Source organism: Bradyrhizobium cenepequi, from assembly GCF_020329485.1.
GTDB classification, from domain to species: domain Bacteria; phylum Pseudomonadota; class Alphaproteobacteria; order Rhizobiales; family Xanthobacteraceae; genus Bradyrhizobium; species Bradyrhizobium cenepequi.
In genome coordinates this window covers 20,769-40,428 of the sequence record NZ_JAGKJI010000001.1, presented here as the reverse complement: position 1 = coordinate 40,428, position 19,660 = coordinate 20,769, and the positions used below count along the sequence as shown (strand labels likewise).

Genomic DNA, 19,660 nt, shown 5'->3' with positions numbered 1-19,660 from the left:
TAACGCTGCTTCCCTCTAGTTCTGCTGCGCCGGTCCGAGATGGGCCGCGTCGATCACGAATTTCGACAGCGCACGGCCGAGGCAGGCATGCACCCGCTTGGCCAGTTCGACGCCATGGGCGGGGCTGAACAGGTCGAAATCGCCGGCATCGTTCCAGTGATGCATGATGGCGAAACGATCAAACAGCGGAACATCATGTTCTTGTGCCGACACCCGCATATTATCTAGGTATGGTGAGCCGGAAATCATGCTTTCGGTGCGGGGGCTGTACTGAAGATTGACCAGGACCACGTCGGTTCCCGCCTGCTGCAACGCACCAATCCCCGCATCGACGGCGTTACGAAAATCGTCAAGATCGGTCGATCGGATAGCATCGACGGTTCCCGTCTGCCAGATGACCAAAGTAGGCCTTTTTTCTTCCACCAGCTTAACAAGGCCGCCCCCCATGTCCTCCGTGGTCCTGGCACCCTGCACTTCCACGGACAGGTTCACGGCCGTCGAGGGCAGGCTTTCCTTGAGCGCGGCCTGCAACTTTGCCGGGTAGGCGCTTCCTTCCGAGGAGGGAATGGTGGAGGAGCGGCTGCCGACCACGAGCACGTTCAGGGGTTGGCCGCTCCTTACCGCCTCGGCCACTTTGGGCAACTTGCTTTCGGTGGATAGCAGATTGGATGGGACGTCGCAGATCTGCTCGGGGTCGCCGGCGCGCGCCGGGGCAGCGGCCAGATAGCCGGCCAGCAGTGTCAGGCCCAGCACAGTCCCGAAGCCGGACTTCATACCGCCCCTCCCGCCAAGTCGGCATTGCCGCCGGCGCTCTTGTATCGCGAGGCGCCTTTGTCGGCGGAGTGTTTGTACCACGAAATCACCCACGCCATGGCGCACATGATGACAATCCCGGTGACGCTGACCAGGAAGTGCATCCCGGCGCCGCCGGACACCTCGGCCAAGATGAAGTGCCCGGCAAACGCCAGGAACACGCCGAGGCAGAATATCTCAAGGGAGTGCTGACCGCAGAGGATCAAAGGTCGCAGCCACGGCGATTTCAGGCCAGGCCAATCCTTCGGGAGGACGCGAACTGTAATCGCCGCCAGCGCCAGGAAATGAGCAAACCGCAAGACGTCCAGATCGGTCTTGTTGATCGGGTACATCCACTGCTCGATGCGGCGCGGCACGATGTGGCCGAGCTGCGGCAGGTACCAGGACAGCGTGACCAGGAACGCCGCGAACAGATAGGCGATGCAGATCCAGAATGTGATCGGAGGGGCCAGGATGCGCGACATCCTCCTTGCTCCGCCGAGCGCGCACCAGGCGCCGAACACGAACAGCAATTGCCAGGCAAACGGATTGAACGCCCAGACGCCGTTCGGATAGGCGCTGAGATAAAGATCGAAGTGCCAGGTCAGGACGTAGAGGGCGGCCGAGAGCGCCAGCGTCACGTCGGTCCGCCATTTCATCAGCCACAGGATCAAGGGCAGGAACAGCATCAGCACGATGTACAGCGGCAGCACGTCCATGTTGACGGGACGGAAGCGGAGCAAGAGCGCCTGGACGATGGTGACATCAGGCTGCTTGAGGAAATCCATGATCCCCATCTCTTCGGTGTAGAGCGGGTTCTCGAAGCGGGTGGCGACGTAGGAGATTTCCGCAAGGAAGATCGTGAACAGGAAAACGTGCGCGACGTAGATCTGCCAGACGCGGCGCAGGATGCGTGCGGTCGCGACCACGACGCCAACCTGAAGCATCGCGCGGCCATAGACGAAGGCCGCGGTGTAGCCGGAGATGAAGATGAAGATCTCGGTCGCGTCGGAGAAGCCGTAGTTGCGGATCGTGAGCCAAGTCAGGATGTTCGTTGGCAAATGATCGATGAAGATCAGCCATAGCGCGAGCCCGCGGAACAGGTCGAGCCGCAATTCGCGCTCCGAGGTGGCCTGCGGCGTGACCGCAGGCGCGGCGGCGGCCGCTGCACTCGCGTCCTTGGCATCAGCAAGACGCATCCCGGAAATTGGATCGGCAATCGACGGCATCAGGCACCATGACCGTGCGAAGTTTTGCGCCGCCCCGACTTGAAAAAGATAATATCCGCTCGCGAGTTGCGGACAAGATACGGGATTGACGCGGACGCTCGCGCCTTTAGAGCGGAACTATGGTCAAACGGCGATGAAGAATGCCGGCCGAGCAAACTTTCCTCGCCGGGCCTGACGATTGGTTCCTCCGGACTTATTGGCTATGATGCGATCTGAGGAGACTGCAAAAGTGTACCGCGCCACCACCCGCGATATCGAAGTCACCGTCGAGCCGAACTTCCTGCCGGAACGTTCGTCGATCGAGAACCGGCAATATTTCTGGTCCTATACCATCGTCATCACCAATTCCGGCACCGAGACGGTGCAACTGCACACCCGGCACTGGATCATCACCGACGCCACCGGCCGCCAGCAGGAAGTGCGCGGCGAAGGCGTGGTCGGCGAGCAGCCGGTGCTCGCGCCGGGCGAGCGCTTCGAATACACCTCCGGCGTGCCGCTGCCGACCGCCTCCGGCTTCATGAGCGGGCGCTACCAGATGGTGAGCGAAAGCGGCGAACGGTTCGAGATCGACGTGCCGACGTTTTCGCTCGACAGCCCGGCGGACGGGAAAAGGGTGTTGAATTGACGAGCGCATGTGCTGCTCGTCATCACCGGGCTTGACCCGGTGATCCATCTCTTCAAAGGAATTTTGCAGGAATCGTAGGGTGGGCAAAGGCGCCCTTCGCGCCGTGCCCACCATCAGCACTCCGCTCGCAAATGGTGGGCACGCTTCGCTTTGCCCCACCCCACATTTGAGAGAGTTTATTCCACCCCCGCTTCATCCGGGGTGAATTCGTAGACCGACGAGCAGAACTCGCAGGTGACGACGACCTTGCCGTTCTTCACCATGTCGGCGCGGTCCTTCGGCGTAAAGCTTTTCAGCATCGAGGACACGGCCTCGCGCGAGCAGGAGCATTGCGCGCGCAGCGGCAAAGGCGCGAACACACGCACGCCGCGCTCGTGGAACAAGCGGTACAACAGCCGCTCGCCCGAAAGATCGGGGTCGAGCAGTTCGACGTCTTCGACCGTTCCGATCAGCGACTGACCCTCGACCCAGGCGTCGTCTTCCGGGACCTCATGAGCGACGGTGCCCTCGGGCGCATCACCGGGATGCAGATCGGCTTGCCGCGCGCGCTCCGGCGCCTTCGGCAGGAACTGCAGCAGCATGCCGCCGGCGCGCCAGCGATGCTTGCCGCCATCGCCGCCGCGCCATTCCTCGCCGACCGCAAGCCGCACCCGCGTCGGAATCTGTTCCGAGCGCAGGAAATATTCATGGGCGGCATCTTCGAGGCTGCCGCCATGGAGCGCGACCAGGCCCTGGTAACGGCTCATGTCCGGACCCTGGTCAATGGTCATCGCGAGATGGCCCTTGCCGAGCAGCGCGCCGGAATCGAGTCCCTCGTGCAGCCGCGCTGCATCGTAGCGCGCATAGGCGCGCAGCCGGTCCGGCGCCCTGAAGTCGACGATCAGGAATGAGACCGGGCCGTCGGTCCGGGTCTGCAGGATGAAACGCCCGTCGAACTTCAGGGATGAACCGAGCAGCGTGGTCAGCACAATCGCCTCGCCGAGTAATTTGCCAACGGCAGGCGGATAATCGTGCTTGTGCAGGATGTCGTCGAGGGTGGGACCGAGCCGCGTCAGCCGGCCGCGCAGATCGAGCGCATCGATCTCGAACGGCAGCACCGCGTCGTCGACCGGCACAGCTGATGGTGCGCGGGTCGGCGTTTCCGTGATCTTGATGTCGGGAGATTGTGAAACCATGGCGCTTTATCTGGGGTCTCGAGAGGCGAAACGAAAGGGGTTCACATCTATCGTTGTTAGCTGTCATCCCTGCGAAAGCGGGGATCCATAACCACTGATGTCAATATTGCGAAAGGCTGGGGCCGCAGCCTGATGCAACAACTCACATCGGTGGTTATGGGTCCCGGCTCGCGCTTCGCTTGGCCGGGACGACAGCTATGTTGACGACGCGCTACGCCGCCGCGTCAAAACACCAGGCCAGAATACCCTTTTGCGCATGCAGGCGGTTCTCGGCTTCGTCGAACACCACCGATTGCGGACCATCGATCACCTCGTCGGTGACTTCCTCGCCGCGATGCGCGGGCAGGCAATGCATGAACAGTGCATCGGGCTTTGCCAGCGACATCAACTTGGCATTGACCTGATAGGGCCGCAGTACATTGTGCCGGTGCTCTCCGTCCTTGTCGCCCATCGACACCCAGGTGTCGGTGACGACGCAGTCGGCGCCACGTACAGCCGCTTCGGGATCGTTGCCAAGCACGATCGGCGCCTGGGTTGCCTTGATCCAGTCGCGCATCGCCTTGTTCGGCGCGAGCTGCGGTGGCGTCGCGATGTTGAGCCTGAACTTGAAGCGCTCGGCGGCATGCGCCCAGGACGCCAGCACATTGTTGTCGTCACCGGTCCAGGCCACGGTCTTGCCCTCGATCGAACCGCGACGTTCCTCGAACGTCATCAGGTCGGCCATCACCTGGCAGGGATGCGAGCGGCGCGTCAGCCCGTTGATCACGGGGACGGTGGCATGCGCGGCAAGCTCCAACAGCGCCTCGTGGTTGAGGATGCGGATCATGATCGCATCGACATAGCGTGACAGCACGCGCGCGGTATCGGCAATGGTCTCGCCACGGCCGAGCTGCATCTCGGCACCGGTGAGCATGATCGATTCACCGCCAAGCTGGCGCATGCCGACGTCGAAAGACACCCGCGTGCGGGTGGAGGGGCGCTCGAAGATCATCGCCAGGGTCTTGCCCTCGAGCGGCGCGCTCCTCTCATGCGCCTTCAGCTTCGCCTTCATGGCCGCGCCGGCGGCGAGGATGGTGCGCAGCTCCTTCAGCGGCAGCTCATTGATGTCGAGGAAGTGACGAGGCGTCTTGCTCATTGCCCCGCTGCCTTCTTTGTGGAGGCGCTGGAGAGCGCGGTGCAGGCGCGTTCCAGGCACGCGATGGCGTGCTCGATTTCGGCCTCGCTGACGATCAATGGTGCGAGAAAGCGCACCACGTTCTCGCCGGCGCCGACCGTAAGCAGCTTCTGCTCGCGTAGCGCGTTGACGAGGTCGCCCGATGGCACCACGGCCTTGACGCCGATCAGAAGCCCCTCGCCCCGCACTTCGGCGAGAATGGCCGGATAGCGGTCGACCACAGAGGCAAGCTTCTGCTTGAGCAGGAGCGACATCTTCTGCACGCGATCGAAGAAGCCGGGCTCCAGCATCACATCGAGCACGGCGCCGGCGGCCGCGACCGCAAGCGGATTGCCGCCGAAGGTCGAGCCGTGCGAGCCCGGCGTCATGCCGGACGCGGCTTCCGCCGTCGCCAGGAAGGCGCCGATCGGAAAGCCGCCGCCGAGCGCCTTGGCCAGCGACATCACATCAGGGGTGACCCCGACGCGCTTGTAGGCGAAAAGATCGCCGGTGCGGCCCATGCCGGTCTGCACTTCGTCGAAGGCGAGCAGGAGGCCGTGCTCGTCGCAGAGCTGGCGCAGCGCCTTGAAGAAGACCGGCGGCGCGGAACGCACGCCGCCTTCGCCCTGCACCGGCTCGATCAGGATGCCGGCAGTCTCTGGACCAATCGCGCGTTTCACTGCGTCGAGGTCGCCATGCGGCACCTGGTCGAAGCCGTCCATCGGCGGGCCGAAACCCTCGAGGTATTTGGCGGCGCCGGTCGCGGCGAGTGTCGCGAGCGTGCGGCCGTGGAAGGCGCCTTCGAAGGTGATGATGCGATAGCGTTCCGGATGTCCTTTCGAGAAGTGATAATGGCGCACGATCTTGATCACGCCTTCCATTGCTTCCGCGCCGGAATTGCAGAAGAACACGAGGTCCGCGAAGCTCTGCTCGCACAGCCGCGCGGCAAGCTTCTCGCCGTCCGGGCTCTTGAACAGGTTCGACATGTGCCAGAGCTTTGTCGCCTGGTCCTGCAGCGCCTTCACCAGATGCGGATGGGCATGGCCGAGCGCATTCACCGCGACGCCGGAGGTGAAGTCGAGATAACGCTCGCCATTGGTCGAGATCAGCCAACAGCCTTCGCCGCGCTCGAAGCCGAGATCGGCCCTAGCAAAAACGGGAAGCAGATGCGACGTGGCGCTGTCGATCATGGCAATCACTGAGGGGTTTCAGACAAGCCTTTCAGATAAGCCTTGGCGGCGTGCAGCGATGCGACACGCGGCTCGAGGCTCATCCAGCGAAAACAAAACGTGCCGCCTTTGCAGGGCGGCACGTGGAGGCATTCTATGCGCGCGGCGGGTGCTGTCAATCGCCACGAAGCCGCCAAGCTGCGCTGTAAGTTACCGGTAATCCGTAGCTTTCCGGTGTGGTGGAAAACCCCGATTGCAATCCCTAAATGTCGGAACATGTGGACGCATAGGCGCGGACTCTTGCGCCAGAGTCACGCCATATTGTAGCGTTCTGCCTGTCGGGTACGACATCTCGTGCGGCAGTTTTGATCCCAAGAGTCTTTTGTGTGCGGCGTACACGTTCGGGCGCGCTTTTCGCGTCCGGCGAGCCTTAAGGGATTCTGCCCGCTGGGATTTTTGAGATTTGGCATCGCAGCGCTGTCCCAGGATCGGCCGGCGCAACGCGAAGGGAAACATGCGATGACGGTATTGACCTGGTCCGACGAACGCGTCGAGCAGTTGAAGAAGCTCTGGGAAGCCGGGCTCTCGGCCAGCCAGATCGCTGCGGAACTCGGCAACGTGACCCGCAATGCGGTGATCGGCAAGGTCCATCGTTTGGGCCTGTCCGGCCGCGCCAAGAGCCCGGCTGCAGCCGCGCCGCGGCAGCGCAAGGCGCGTCCCGCACAGCCGATGATGCGCGTGGCGCGACCGGTCTCGCGCGGCAATACCGCGCTCGCCCACGCCTTCGAAGTGGAGGTGGAAGCGGACCCCGTGGCCTACGACAATGTGGTGCCGATGAGCCAACGACTGTCGCTGCTCGAATTGAACGAGGCTACCTGCCACTGGCCGGTCGGCGATCCCTCGACCCCGGAGTTCTTCTTCTGCGGCGGCAAGGCGCTTCCCGGCCTGCCCTATTGCGCGCACCACTCGCGCATCGCCTACCAGCCGGTGGGTGACCGTCGCCGTCCGACGGTAAAGCCGTCACACGGCAAGTAACAATATTTGCTGCTTCAACGAAGTCGTCCCGGCCTTGAGCCGGGACGACAGCTCAGATCATGAGCGCGCGGACTTACGACTGCTCGGCCTTCGCGAAGCGATCGTCCAGCGCGTAGCCGGCACCGCGGACGGTGCGAATCGGGTCCTGCTCGCGGCCGGGATTGAGCAATTTGCGCAGGCGGCCGATGTGGACGTCGACGGTGCGCTCGTCGATATAGATGTCGCGGCCCCAGACGCTGTCGAGCAATTGCTCGCGGCTGAACACGCGGCCCGGATGCTCCAGGAAGAACTCCAGCAGGCGATATTCGGTCGGGCCGAGATCGATGGGCCGGCCCGAACGCGCGACGCGACGCTTCTCGCGGTCGAGCTCGATGTCACCATAGGTGAGCACGGTGGCAAGCCGCTCCGGACTTGCCCGGCGCAACAGGCCCTTCACCCGCGCAAGCAGTTCGGGCACCGAGAACGGCTTGACGATGTAGTCGTCGGCGCCGGTTGCCAGTCCCCTCACGCGCTCGCTTTCCTCGCCGCGCGCGGTCAGCATGATGATCGGGAGCTGCTTGGTCTCGGGCCGCGCCCGCAGACGGCGGCACAACTCGATGCCGGACAGCCCCGGCAGCATCCAGTCGAGCACCACAAGGTCGGGAATGCGTTCCTTGAGCCTTGTGTCCGCATCGTCTCCACGGGCGACCGTTTCGACATCATAGCCTTCTGCATCGAGATTGTAGCGCAACAGCGTCGTCAGCGCTTCTTCGTCTTCGACCACCAGAATGCGTGCGCTCATCGGCTTGGCTTCTCCTATAGTGGGATGACTCTCTTCTTGTATCGTCACCCCACTCTTCCTTTGATGTTTTGAGCAGGATCTTTTCGGAAAACCGGCGTCGACTTTCCCGGATGATGCTCTAGTTGCCGGGAACGGTCGTGGCGAACGTCGTCATGTCCCCTTTCGGTCGCTTGTCGGTGATCTGCTGACCCTCGATCATGTAGAAGACCGTCTCCGCAATGTTGGTGGCGTGGTCGCCGATCCGCTCGATATTCTTGGCGCAGAACATCAGGTGGATGCAGAACGAGATATTGCGCGGATCTTCCATCATGTAGGTGAGGAGTTCGCGGAACAGCGAGGTGCAGATCGCGTCCACCTCCTCGTCGCCCTTCCAGACGTTCATCGCCGCCGGCAGATCGTGCGCGGCATAGGCATCGAGCACGGACTTGACCTGCGACAGCACGAGGTCGGTCATGTGCTCCAGGCCGCGGATCAGCTTCAGCGGCTGGAAGTCGTTCTCGAGCGCAGCGACCCGCTTGCCGATGTTCTTTGCGAGATCGCCGATCCGCTCGAGGTCGGTCGCCACCCGCATCGCGCCGACGATCTCGCGCAGATCGATGGCCATCGGCTGACGGCGGGCGATCGTCAGCACGGCGCGCTCCTCGATCACGCGCTGCAGGCTGTCGATCTCGATATCCGACGCGACGACACGCTTGCCGAGCGCGATGTCGCGGCGGATCAGCGCATCGACGGATTCGGTAATCATCCGCTCGACCAGCCCGCCCATTTCCGCGACGAGGCGAGTCAATTCCTGAAGATCGCTATCGAATGCCTTGGCGGTATGTTCAGAAACCATGATGTCTCTCCTCAGCCGAACCGGCCGGTGATGTAGTCCTGGGTGCGTCGATCGCTCGGCGAGGTGAATATCTTGCTGGTGTCGTCGAACTCGATCAGTTCGCCCAGATACATGAAGGCGGTCTTGTCGGAGACGCGCGCCGCCTGCTGCATGTTATGCGTGACGATCGCGATCGTGTAGTCCTCCGACAGCTCCTGGATCAGCTCCTCGACCTTGGCGGTCGAGATCGGATCGAGCGCCGAGCAGGGCTCGTCGAACAGGATCACTTCGGGCCGCACGGCAACCGTACGGGCGATGCAAAGACGTTGCTGCTGACCGCCGGAGAGGCTGAGGCCCGACGCGTTGAGCTTGTCCTTGACCTCGTTCCACAGCGCCCCGCCGCGCAGCGCCTTCTCGACGCGGCCGTCCATTTCGGATTTCGAGATCTTCTCGTACAAGCGGATGCCGAAGGCGATGTTCTCATAGATCGTCATCGGGAACGGCGTCGGCTTCTGGAACACCATTCCGATCCGTGCCCGCAGCAGGTTCAGGTCGAGTTTGGGGTCGAGGATGTTGGTCTGGTCCAGCATCAGTTGGCCGGTGGCGCGCTGGCCCGGATAGAGATCGTACATCCGGTTGAAGATCCGCAGCAGCGTCGACTTGCCACAACCAGACGGACCGATGAAGGCGGTGACTCGGTTGGTGCCGAGCGTCAGGTTGATGTCCTTCAGCGCGTGGTGCTCGCCGTAATAGAAGTTGAGGCTGCGTGCGGTCACCTTCGGCGCCGCTTCCGGCAGCGACTTCTGGGGAATGGCCGCGCTCGGGCTGGTCGTCGATATGGAGAGATCGGTCATTTTGCGCTCCTTTCGGCGCCGAGGATGCGCGCGCTGATGTTCAGCGCGAGCACGGTCAAGGTGATGAGCAGAGCCCCGCTCCAGGCAAGCTGCTTCCAATATTCGTAGGGGCTCTGCACGAAGTTGTTGATGGTCACCGGCAGGTTCGCCATCGTCCTTGTCAGATCCAGGCTGAAGAACTGGTTGGACAGCGCGGTGAACAGCAGCGGCGCGGTTTCGCCGGCGACACGGGCGGTCGCCAGCAGCACACCCGTGATCAGGCCGGAACGCGCCGCACGATAGGCGATCCTCTTGATCACCAGCGAGCGCGGAAGGCCAAGTGCGGAAGCCGCCTCTCGCAGCGGGCTGGGGACGAGCAGCAGCATGTCCTCGGTGGTGCGCAGCACGACGGGAATGACGATCACCGCCAGCGCCAGCGAGCCGGCCAGCGCGGAGAAGCCGCCCATCGGCACCACGACGGCACCATAGATGAACAGGCCTATGATGATCGACGGCGCGCTCAAGAGGATGTCGTTGATGAAGCGGATCACCGAGGTGAGCCGGTCATGCCTGCCGTATTCGGCGAGATAGGTGCCGGCAAACAGACCGAGCGGCGCGCCGATGCCGACGCCGATGAAGGTCATGATCACCGAACCGACGATCGCGTTCCAGAGACCGCCGTCGGTGGAGCCGGGCGGAGGCGTGTTCTTGGTGAAGACGTCGAGGGTAAGGCCGGCGAGACCGTTGTAGAACAGCGTGAAGAGGATCAGCGCCAGCCAAGTGACGCCGAACAGGGCAGCGGCGAAGCAAAGCCCGCGGATGATGATGTCGTTGCGGCGACGGGACCTGTAAATTGGGTTCATGGCTTAGTTCCCCGCCTTCTTTTCCAGGCGCATCAGCATCAGTCGCGCGCAGGCGAGAACGATGAACGTCAGCACGAACAGCAAGAGGCCAAGCAGGATCAGGCCCGACTGGTGCAATCCGTCGCTCTCGGCGAATTCACTCGCGATCGCCGCCGAGATCGTGGTGCCGGGCGCGAAGATCGAGGAAGAGATGCGGAACGAGTTGCCGATGATGAAGGTCACAGCCATGGTTTCGCCGAGGGCGCGGCCGAGCGCCAGCATAATGCCGCCGATCACGCCGACGCGGGTATACGGGATCACGACATTGCGGACGACCTCCCAAGTGGTGCAACCGACCCCGTAGGCCGCCTCCTTCAAGACCGGCGGCACCGTCTTGAACACGTCGACCGAAATCGCCGTGATGAAAGGCAGCACCATGATCGCGAGGATCAGCGAGGCATTGAACAGGCTGAGATAGGACGGCGGGCCTGCGAACACCGCGCCCAGCACCGGCACACCGTCGAACAACCGGATCATGAACGGCTGGAAGGTGTTTGCGAGGAACGGGCCGAGCACGAAGAAGCCCCACATGCCGTAGATGATCGAGGGGATGCCGGCCAGGAGTTCAATCGCGATGCCGATCGGGCGGCGCAGCCATTGCGGACAAAGCTCAGTGAGGAACACGGCGATACCGATGCCGACGGGAATGGCGATCATCATTGCGATCACCGAGGTGATCAGCGTGCCGTAGACCGGGCCGAGCGCACCGAGCACCGGCGGATCGGCCGAGGGCGCCCAGCGCTGCGTCCACAGGAACGGGAGGCCATATTCCTTGATTGCCGGCCAGGCGCCGGCGATCAGTGAAAGAATGATGCCGCCAAGGATCAGGAGCACCGAAATCGCGCAGGCGCGGGTGATCCAGTAGAAGGTGATGTCACCGAGTTTGAAAGCGCTGAGGGCCTTGGCACGATCGTAAGGTCCAGCCGCTGCCAATACGTCGCTTTGAACGGCCATGTCTGCCACGCCAATCCCCTGTGTTGACCTGATACGGAAAAACGCTCGCTTCTTCCCGAGCGATCTTGCTGACGACTTTATCCAGCGTCACTCTTGGGTCCGAGGACCAGACCCGGAACCCCTTGGGATTCCGGGATCACCTGCCGTACTCGCGCCCCGGAAGATGATGGGGCGCGAGGGGCGCGATGCAAGGCTCAGCTCTTGATGTCCGACGCCCAGGTCTTTTCGATCAGCTTGACGACCGCTTCCGGCATCGGAATGTAGTCGAGCTCTTCGGCCGCCTTGTCGCCCTTCTCGAAAGACCACTTGAAGAACTTGAGGGCTTCGGCCGAAGCCGCCTTGTCCGCGGGCTGCTTGTGCATCAGGATGAAGGTCGCCGCCGTGATCGGCCAGGAGGCGTCGCCCGGCTGGTCGGTCAGGATCACGTAGTAGCCCGGAGCCTTGGACCAGTCGGCATTGGAGGCGGCTGCCTGGAAGGCTGCCATGGTCGGTTGCACGGTCTTGCCGACCTTGTTGATCATGGCGGCGTAGGTCAGCTTGTTCTGCTTGGCGTAGGCATATTCGACATAGCCGATCGCGTTCTTGGTCTGGCTGATGTTGCCGGCAACGCCTTCGTTACCCTTGGCGCCAACGCCAACCGGCCACTCGACCGCGGTGCCCGAGCCGACCTTGGACTTCCAATCCGGGTTGGCCTTGGAGAGGTAGTCGGTGAAGTTGAAGGTGGTGCCGGAGCCATCGGACCGGCGGACCACGGTGATGGCATCCGACGGCAGCTTAACCTTCGGATTGAGCTTGGCGATGGCCGGATCGTCCCACTTGGTGATCTTGCCGAGATAGATGTTGCCGAGCACTTCGCCCGACAGCACGAGCTCGCCCGGCTTCACGCCTTCGAGGTTCACCACCGGCACGATCGCACCCATGACCATCGGCCATTGGACGAGGCCATCCTTTTCGAGCTGCTCGGGCTTGAGCGGAGCGTCGCTGGCGCCGAAGGTCACGGTCTTGGCCTGGATCTGCTTGATGCCGGCACCCGAACCGATCGATTGATAGTTCAGGCCGTTGCCCGTCTCCTTCTTATAGGCGTCCGCCCATTTGGAGTAGATCGGGAACGGAAATGTCGCACCCGCCCCTGTGATATCGGCTGCGAAGGCCGACGTCGACACGGCGACCAGGCCGGCAGCGACGATTGTCCTAAAGAAATTCATAGGGTGGTCTCCATCCTGTGAGCGAAGCGCCGGATGCGCCCGATCGCGCTCACGCCGGTCCGTTTAGGAGCGGTCGATGCTCGTTTTATAAAGGTTGGATGACAGTTGGATGACATATTCAAGCAATTGAAATTGCTTGACTTTATGCCGCCGCAGCAGCCTTCACCTGGGGAAAGCAGGCGGTAAAAGTAGCGCCGTTTTTTGGCACGCTTTCGATCAAGAGACGGCCGCGATGACGGTTAAGAATATGTTTAACCAACGATAATCCGAGCCCGGTTCCGCCCTGGGCCCGACTGTCGCCGACGTCGACCCGGTAGAAGCGCTCGGTCAGCCGCGGCAGGTGTTCTGGGGAGATGCCAGGACCGAAATCCCGCACCATGATCCGGATCTCCGGGGCGCCCTCGCCGGAGGTGGCCTCCTTCAGCGAGACGATCACCCTGCCGCCCGAGGCGCCGTATTTCAGGGCGTTCTCGATCAGGTTCTCGAACAGCCGCAACAGCTCCTCGCGGTCTCCGGCGATCATCACCGGCGTCTCCGGCAACTCGATCTCGATCACGACCTGCCGCTCGCGCGCCAACGGCTCGAGGCCGTCGGCGACCTGGCGGATGATCGGGATCAGATCGACGCAGGTGTCGGGGCGAACATGGGCCGAGAGTTCGACCCGCGACAGCGACAACAGATCGTCGATCAGGCGCGCCATGCGGGTGGCCTGGGTATGCATGATGCCGAGGAAGCGCTCCCGCGCCCGTGGATCGTCCCTGGCCGGCCCTTGCAGGGTGTCGATGAAACCCGACAACGCCGCGAGCGGCGTCCGCAATTCATGACTGGCATTGGCGACGAAGTCGGCGCGCATTTCCTCGACCCGGCGCAGCGGCGTCAGATCGTGGAAGGTCATCAGCATGCATTTGTCGGTGCCGCCAAACAGGGTCGGCACCGGCACCGGCGTGATCACCAGCTCCATCCAACGGTCGACCGGGACATGGTCGAGATAGGCGGCGCGCCGCGGCTCGGTGGTGGCGATCGCCTCGCGCAGCGCGGTGATGATCTCCGGCGAGCGCAGCGCGAACTGGGCCAGCTCGTTCTTGCGCAGCGCCGGTGCAAGCTGGGCAGCCGCGGCATTGAGATGGATGACGCGGCCGGCGCGGTCGAGCAGCACCGCCGGGTCCGGCATGCCGGCAACGAGGGCGGCAACCGCCCCGGCCTCGACGGGGTTGACGCTACGGGTATCCTCGCGCGAGGCCGCCGGATCGTGCAGACGCCAGGGCACTAGCGCCGCGGCAGCGATGCAGAGAAACACCGCAAGCGCCCGGATCAGCGAGAGTTCATCGAACGCGACCAGCACGCTGAGCGCCAGCCCCGCGGCAAGCAGGACAATAGCCGAATGGCGCAACCGGTCAGGCCACGGCGAGAAGAAGGAGGAAGAGGATTCGTGAAGTGCCATTGAGCCGGCTTCTTCCTGTTCAGGCGACTGTTCAGGCGACGGCGTCAGGCGCTGGTGTCTCCGCGCTCGCGGACATAAACAGCCTCATGTCGCGGTTCGGCATCGGGGCCAGCCGCCAAGTGGCGCAGGCGCTTGATTCGGGCTCCCAGGATAACCTCCCGAAGCGTCAGCAAGATTACAGATATGACAAAGGGTGAAATATAGTAGAGCATCCGAAACAAAAGCATGCCACCGAGCAGATCCTCGCGGTCCATCTGCCAGAGGCCGACCAGCATGGCGGCGTCGAACACGCCGAGACCGCCGGGCGAGTGGCTGGCAAAGCCCAGCAGCGTCGACGAGACGAAGATGACGGCCACCACGATGAAGCCGAGGTTGGGCTCGTCGGGCACCAGCACGTACATCGCCAGCGCGCAGAACCCGAGGTCGACGATGCCGATGCAAATCTGCAAGAGCGTCAGCGGCCCGCCCGGCAGCGTCACCGTCCACGGCCCACGCCCGACCACCCGCGGCTGGGTCCAGACCCAGACCACATAGGCCACCAGCGCGACGATGATGGCGAACGCCGCGACGCGATTGAGCCAGGGCGGAAGCTGGTCGATCGAAGCGGCGGCTTCCGGATGATAGGCAATCCCGATGCCGAGCACCGCGGCATTGCCGAGCCAGAAGGTCAGCCCGGCCAGGAAACAGATCTTGGCGACATCGATCGCGTTCAGTCCCCAGGCCGAATAGATGCGGTAGCGCACCGCCCCGCCGGTGAAGACGCTGGCGCCGACATTGTGACCGATCGAATAGGAGGTGAAGGCGGCGAGCGCGTTGATGCGGTAGGGGACGTGGCGGTGCCCGATCGCGCGTACCGCGAACAGGTCGTAGAACGTCAGCGTGAAGTAGCCGGCCGTCACGAACAGCGCCGCCAGGGCGATCTGGCGCGGCTCGGTGCCTTTGATGGCCTCGAGCACCTCGTTGGTGTCGATGCCGCGCAGCATGTGATAGAGCACATAGCAGGCGATCGCGATGACGGTGATGCTGATCGCAACGCCCAATTTGTGCAGGACCTGCTTCTGGCGCAGAAACGCGATCGCCCTGCGGATTGCTTCCAGCATCTAGACCTCGAATTGCGATCCCGCGACGACGGCTACCGGGCGAACCCCGCCGACGCTCCGCTGCTCCCTCCCGCCTGTCGTAGCGCGTTTCGGGTCGAAGTGGAATTCGTCTAGCGACGATAAAACGCGCATCTTCAACACATTAGGGGGAGTTCATGACAGCGGATGCACAGTTTTGCTGCATTCCCGTCGATCCGACAAGGCTTTGACACGTTGGCGCTCGCCGCGGCCAGTCAGCGCCGATGCGACCGAACGTCCCGGCGGCGGCCATCGGGATCACGAAAACCTCGTTTGGCAGCCGCAACTTGGTAGCCTCTCCTAGCCGCCTGACCTGACGGGCTGGCTGCGCGACACCACCCAGTCACGCAGGCGCGATCCCACCAAGCAGCCGGCGAGGTAGAGCGCGAACATGATCAGGAACAGGTCGAGCCAATAGCCGAAGCGGCCGGGAACGACGTGGCCGAGCGCAAGCCCGATCAGGATCACCGCAAGCAGCGCCAGCCATCGCGCTAGCTTTCGTGACACGCCCTCCCCGCGCTGCACCACCGATATCCAGCCCATCGCAAAGCCGATCAACAGCGCCGCGAGCAGCCAACCCCAGAAGAATGTCGCCAGATGGGCCATCACTTCACCACGAAATCGATGCGGCGGTTCTGCGCCTTGCCTTCCTCGCTGTCGTTGCCGGCGAGCGGCTGCGTACTGCCATAGCCGACCGCCTGGAAGCGCGTCGCCGGCAGGCCGGCCTTGACCAGATAGTCCATCACCGCTTCCGCGCGCCGCTCCGAAAGCGCCTGGTTGGCGCTCTCCTCGCCGTCGCTGTCGGTGTGGCCCGCGATCTCGATGGTGGCATTCGGGCAGCGCAGCGCTGTCTCGGTGAGGCGGTCGAGCAGGCCGGCGGAGTCCGCGGAGATATCGGCCTTGCCCGATTCAAACCGAATCCTCGCCTTCGACAGGAGCTCGGCGAAAAGCTGCTGGCACACGGTCGCGTCCACCGGGGACGCGGCCGGCTTCACCGAAATATCGGCCTTGTACTGCCAGCCTTGCGGAAAATCGCGGCCGAGGCCGGCGCGGATCTGGTTGGCGGCGGCGTCATAGAACGCGTCGCCCGACAGCTTCACCTCACGATCGGTCACCACGAGCGTGCCGGTCGACAGCCGCGACAAGGCGCCGAGCGCCGGCACCACAGCGTTCGCAAAACTGGAAGGAGCGCCCACACTCGCCTTGAGGTTGTCGACAACCTTCTCCGAGAAGAACTTGCGTCCGGCGGCCGCGACGAGTGCGGCGTGAACGTTGTTGTCGGGCACGTTGCCGGTGAGCGTCAGCGTCACCGCGACCGGGTCCTTGTAAGCCTGGAAAATGTAAGGCGGCGCCTTGATGTCATTGGCTGCAACCGAATAGCCCTCGGGCAGATTCCGCATCGCCGCCGCAATTGCCTCCCGCCCGCCGAGCTCGCGCGCCATGCCCGACAGGTTGACCTTGGTGTCGGTCAGCGTGATCTTGCCATCCTTCAACTTGCCGATCTGGTCGAGCAGCAGCAGCGCCGCGCTGTCAAAGCGTGGCGGCGCGCCGCGCGCGAGCGACATCTGGTCGGCAACTTCCACGCCACCAAGCGCGCTGCGCGCGGCTTCGAGGAGCTTGCCCTTGCTCGACGGTAGCGGCGCACTGCCTGTGAGCGTCACCCGCACGACGTCGCGATCGGCCGACCAGACAAATGGCTTTGCTTCGGGAACGAGCCGCGTCTCGTCATTGACAAGGCGCACGCCAGGCACCGCCTCAACGGAGGCCACCGCGCTCTGACGGCCCTCCTCCGAGAAGGCTTCCGCCGCAAATGTCACGTCCCGGCCGGCGACCACGATCCTGCGCTTGTCAAGGATGGTGTCCTTGAGCGCGGCATTTGATCGCGCGGCGAGATCAGCCTCCACGGTTGCGGTCGAGGTCCAGGCCGCGATACCCCAACAGATGACCAGCGGAATCACGCCCGGCCACCACTTGCGACTCCACTTGAAAAGTTCGTGCATTCGGGGTCCTGGCTCCAGAACCAGAGAGAAAACAAACCCTTGGCTGACTGTCAAACCCGAAATACTGCGCCTGGTGAAGAGCGGCGTATAATCGGGAGGGCTAACCGTTTGTTCAGCGGTGGTTCGCTAATTTCGACCCGTAATGCAACCGGCCGGCCAATTTCGCGGATGAAAAAACAGCTCAGAAAAACCGTTATCCGCGCCGGACTCGAAGCGCTGTATTTTTCGGGAGCCCATTTCCTGCTGCGACCAATCTTCGCAGGCGTCGGCGCGATCTTCATGCTGCACCATGTCCGGCCTCGCCGCAATGACGAGTTCCAGCCGAACTATCACCTCGAAGTCGAACCGGAGTTCCTGCGCGCGATGCTGGAGCATCTGCGCTCGCTCGATATCGACATCGTTACCATGGACGAAATGCACCGGCGGATAGTCGAACGCGATTTCGCGCGGCGCTTTGCGTGCTTCACCTTCGATGACGGGTATCGCGACAACCGCGACCATGCACTGCCTGTCATGCGCGAGTTCGACGCGCCGTTCACTGTCTATGTCGCCAGCGATTTCGCCGCAGGGACCGGGCGGCTGTGGTGGATCGCGCTGGAGCAGGTGATCTCCAAGGTGGCCGCGATCGAGGCGCCGATCGGCGGAACGATGACACCGATCGATACCTCGACAGCGGAGGCGAAACACGCCGCCTTCGAGCGGCTGCACGGTTGGTTGCGCAGCTTGCCGGACGAGCACGATGTCGAGCGCGAGGTCTCGGCGCTGTGCGCGCGCCATGATGTCGACGAGACGACGATCGCGCGCGAGTTCTGCATGTCCTGGGACGAACTGAAGGCGTTCGCCGACGATCCGCTGGTGACGATCGGCGCGCATACCGTCACCCATTGCAATCTCGCACGGCAGCCCGAGGAAATGGCGGCGTTCGAGATGACGGCGAGCCGGGAGCGGATCGAAGCGGCGTTGGCGCGGCCGGTGCTGCATCTCGCCTATCCCTATGGCGACAAGATCGCCGCCGGCCAGCGCGAATTCGCGCTCGCCAGGGCCGCAGGCTTCAAGACAGCGGTGACGACGCGGCCCGGCATGATCTTCCCGGAAAGCGCCGATCACCTGACCGCGCTGCAACGCGTCTCGCTCAATGGTAATTACCAGGAAGCACGCATGATCCCCGTCCTGACCTCCGGCGCTGCCACCGCCGTCTGGAACGGCTTCCGCCGCATCGACGCGGCGTAGCTCCGCCGTCGTAGCCGTCGTCCCGGCGAAGGCCGGGACCCATAACCCCAGGGCGCGGTTGTGTAACGCAGGCGTCTGCCAGATCGCTTCATCGATAGATTTCGCGGTATGGGTCCCGGCCTTCGCCGGGACGACGCGATGGTTGACTCGTCTCGAGGCTCCTTTCACAACCGCGGGCAACGCATTTGGAGGGACGCATGTTCAAGGATCTGTTTTCGCTCAAGGGCCGCATCGCACTGGTGACGGGTGGCTCGCGCGGCATCGGCAGGATGATCGCCGCGGGCTTCCTCGCCCAAGGCGCGGCCAAAGTCTACATCACCGCGCGAAAGGCCGGGCCCTGCGAAGAAACGGCAAAGGAGCTTTCAGCCGAATATGAGGGCGAGTGCATCGCGCTGCCGATCGACATCTCCAGTCTCGCCGGCATCGAGATGCTGGCCGCCGAGATCAAGAAGCGCGAACCGAAGCTCGACATCCTCGTCAACAATGCGGGAGCCGCGTGGGGCGCGGACTTCGACGAGTTTCCGGAAAGCGGCTGGGACAAGGTGATGAACCTCAACATCAAGACGCCGTTCTTCCTGACCAAGGCGCTGGCCGCGCCGTTGCGCGCAGCCGCAAGCGCCGAGCGGCCGGCGAAGGTGATCAATATCGCTTCCATCGACGGCATCTTCGTCAACCCGATGGAGAGCTATTCCTATGCCGCGAGCAAGGCGGGCCTGATCCACCTGACGCGGCGGATGGCGGTCAAGCTGATCAAGGACCATGTGGCGGTCACCGCAATTGCGCCGGGACCGTTCAAGTCCGACATGAACCGCGCCGCGCGCGACCATGCCGACGAAGTGGCGACGCGCGTGCCGTTGGGCCGGGTCGGCACCGACGAGGACATGGCCGGTGCTGCGATCTATCTCGCCTCCCGCGCCGGCGATTATGTGGTCGGCGCGACCATCACGGTGGACGGCGGCATCGTCTATGCGAATGCCGGGATCAAGGGCAGCGGGTGGGACAGCTGAGGGCAAGGACACGCGGTCGCCGCTCCACACCAGCACGTCATGCCCGCCACCGGGTCGCGCCTTCGGCGAGCCCGATGACAGGCTCCGGCGGGGCATCCAGTACGCCGTGACGTCTGTGAGATTCGAGATGCCGGTGATTACTGGATCACCCGCCTTCGCGGGTGATGACAGCTCAGTGCGGGTGATGACAGCTCAGT

Annotated in this window: 19 protein-coding genes; 4 read left to right on the top strand and 15 right to left on the bottom strand. The window is 63.4% G+C overall.

Annotation, left to right across the window (positions count from 1 at the left end; genetic code table 11):
• Positions 1-15: 15 nt before the first annotated feature.
• The gene (locus J6497_RS00180; RefSeq protein ID WP_225702212.1) at positions 16-774 is read right to left on the bottom strand and encodes an SGNH/GDSL hydrolase family protein; all 759 of its coding nucleotides are present in this window, start codon (positions 772-774) and stop codon (positions 16-18) included.
• Entirely contained in the window at positions 771-2,021 is a 1,251-nt protein-coding gene (locus J6497_RS00175; RefSeq protein WP_376708138.1) for an OpgC domain-containing protein, read from the bottom strand. The genes J6497_RS00180 and J6497_RS00175 overlap by 4 nt, the downstream gene beginning before the upstream one ends.
• A 229-nt stretch (positions 2,022-2,250) precedes the next feature.
• On the opposite strand from J6497_RS00175, the gene apaG reads away from it, so the two are divergent.
• Positions 2,251-2,646 (top strand): Co2+/Mg2+ efflux facilitator ApaG/CorD, encoded by a 396-nt coding sequence (apaG, locus tag J6497_RS00170; protein ID WP_225702211.1) that lies wholly within the window; start codon positions 2,251-2,253, stop codon positions 2,644-2,646.
• Between the two features lie 176 nt (positions 2,647-2,822).
• Here apaG and J6497_RS00165 read toward each other — a convergent pair whose 3' ends face one another.
• From J6497_RS00165 to J6497_RS00155, 3 genes are all read right to left on the bottom strand, one after another.
• The gene (locus J6497_RS00165; RefSeq protein WP_225702210.1) at positions 2,823-3,821 is read right to left on the bottom strand and encodes an Hsp33 family molecular chaperone; all 999 of its coding nucleotides are present in this window, start codon (positions 3,819-3,821) and stop codon (positions 2,823-2,825) included.
• A 211-nt stretch (positions 3,822-4,032) separates the two neighbouring features.
• Positions 4,033-4,956 carry an ornithine carbamoyltransferase gene (gene argF, locus J6497_RS00160; protein ID WP_225702209.1) on the bottom strand — a complete coding sequence of 308 codons (924 nt, stop codon included), beginning with the start codon at positions 4,954-4,956 and terminating at the stop codon, positions 4,033-4,035.
• Complete coding sequence (locus J6497_RS00155) at positions 4,953-6,164, bottom strand: aspartate aminotransferase family protein (RefSeq protein WP_225702208.1); 1,212 nt, start codon at positions 6,162-6,164, stop codon at positions 4,953-4,955. Before J6497_RS00155 ends, argF begins: the two co-directional genes overlap by 4 nt.
• Before the next feature lie 498 nt (positions 6,165-6,662).
• Between J6497_RS00155 and J6497_RS00150 the strand changes: the two genes are divergently transcribed.
• Positions 6,663-7,178: a GcrA family cell cycle regulator gene (locus tag J6497_RS00150; RefSeq protein WP_225702207.1), complete on the top strand. Its 516-nt coding sequence runs from the start codon at positions 6,663-6,665 to the stop codon at positions 7,176-7,178.
• A 73-nt stretch (positions 7,179-7,251) separates the two neighbouring features.
• Here J6497_RS00150 and phoB read toward each other — a convergent pair whose 3' ends face one another.
• From phoB to J6497_RS00100, 10 genes are all read right to left on the bottom strand, one after another.
• A complete protein-coding gene (phoB, locus tag J6497_RS00145; protein ID WP_028163454.1) occupies positions 7,252-7,959 on the bottom strand; it encodes a phosphate regulon transcriptional regulator PhoB in 708 nt (235 codons plus the stop codon).
• 118 nt (positions 7,960-8,077) lie between these two features.
• On the bottom strand, positions 8,078-8,794 hold the full coding sequence (gene phoU, locus J6497_RS00140) for a phosphate signaling complex protein PhoU (RefSeq protein ID WP_225702206.1): 717 nt from the start codon (positions 8,792-8,794) through the stop codon (positions 8,078-8,080).
• Positions 8,795-8,805: 11 nt separating this feature from the next.
• Entirely contained in the window at positions 8,806-9,627 is an 822-nt protein-coding gene (pstB, locus tag J6497_RS00135; RefSeq protein ID WP_225702205.1) for a phosphate ABC transporter ATP-binding protein PstB, read from the bottom strand.
• Positions 9,624-10,469: a phosphate ABC transporter permease PstA gene (gene pstA / locus J6497_RS00130; RefSeq protein ID WP_225702204.1), complete on the bottom strand. Its 846-nt coding sequence runs from the start codon at positions 10,467-10,469 to the stop codon at positions 9,624-9,626. The genes pstB and pstA overlap by 4 nt, the downstream gene beginning before the upstream one ends.
• A 3-nt stretch (positions 10,470-10,472) precedes the next feature.
• The gene (pstC, locus tag J6497_RS00125) at positions 10,473-11,462 is read right to left on the bottom strand and encodes a phosphate ABC transporter permease subunit PstC (protein ID WP_225702203.1); all 990 of its coding nucleotides are present in this window, start codon (positions 11,460-11,462) and stop codon (positions 10,473-10,475) included.
• Positions 11,463-11,656: 194 nt separating this feature from the next.
• Positions 11,657-12,667 carry a phosphate ABC transporter substrate-binding protein PstS gene (pstS, locus tag J6497_RS00120; RefSeq protein ID WP_225702202.1) on the bottom strand — a complete coding sequence of 337 codons (1,011 nt, stop codon included), beginning with the start codon at positions 12,665-12,667 and terminating at the stop codon, positions 11,657-11,659.
• 142 nt (positions 12,668-12,809) lie between these two features.
• Complete coding sequence (locus J6497_RS00115) at positions 12,810-14,108, bottom strand: ATP-binding protein (protein ID WP_225702201.1); 1,299 nt, start codon at positions 14,106-14,108, stop codon at positions 12,810-12,812.
• 44 nt (positions 14,109-14,152) lie between these two features.
• Entirely contained in the window at positions 14,153-15,208 is a 1,056-nt protein-coding gene (locus J6497_RS00110) for a putative bifunctional lysylphosphatidylglycerol flippase/synthetase (RefSeq protein ID WP_225702200.1), read from the bottom strand.
• 318 nt (positions 15,209-15,526) lie between these two features.
• Positions 15,527-15,832: a hypothetical protein gene (locus tag J6497_RS00105; protein ID WP_225702199.1), complete on the bottom strand. Its 306-nt coding sequence runs from the start codon at positions 15,830-15,832 to the stop codon at positions 15,527-15,529.
• Entirely contained in the window at positions 15,832-17,226 is a 1,395-nt protein-coding gene (locus tag J6497_RS00100) for an OmpA family protein (RefSeq protein WP_225702198.1), read from the bottom strand. Before J6497_RS00100 ends, J6497_RS00105 begins: the two co-directional genes overlap by 1 nt.
• 168 nt (positions 17,227-17,394) lie before the next feature.
• On the opposite strand from J6497_RS00100, the gene J6497_RS00095 reads away from it, so the two are divergent.
• Both J6497_RS00095 and J6497_RS00090 read left to right on the top strand, forming a co-directional pair.
• The gene (locus J6497_RS00095) at positions 17,395-18,456 is read left to right on the top strand and encodes a polysaccharide deacetylase family protein (RefSeq protein WP_225702197.1); all 1,062 of its coding nucleotides are present in this window, start codon (positions 17,395-17,397) and stop codon (positions 18,454-18,456) included.
• A gap of 197 nt (positions 18,457-18,653) precedes the next feature.
• Positions 18,654-19,463: an SDR family oxidoreductase gene (locus J6497_RS00090; RefSeq protein WP_225702196.1), complete on the top strand. Its 810-nt coding sequence runs from the start codon at positions 18,654-18,656 to the stop codon at positions 19,461-19,463.
• The last annotated feature ends 197 nt before the right edge of the window (positions 19,464-19,660 follow it).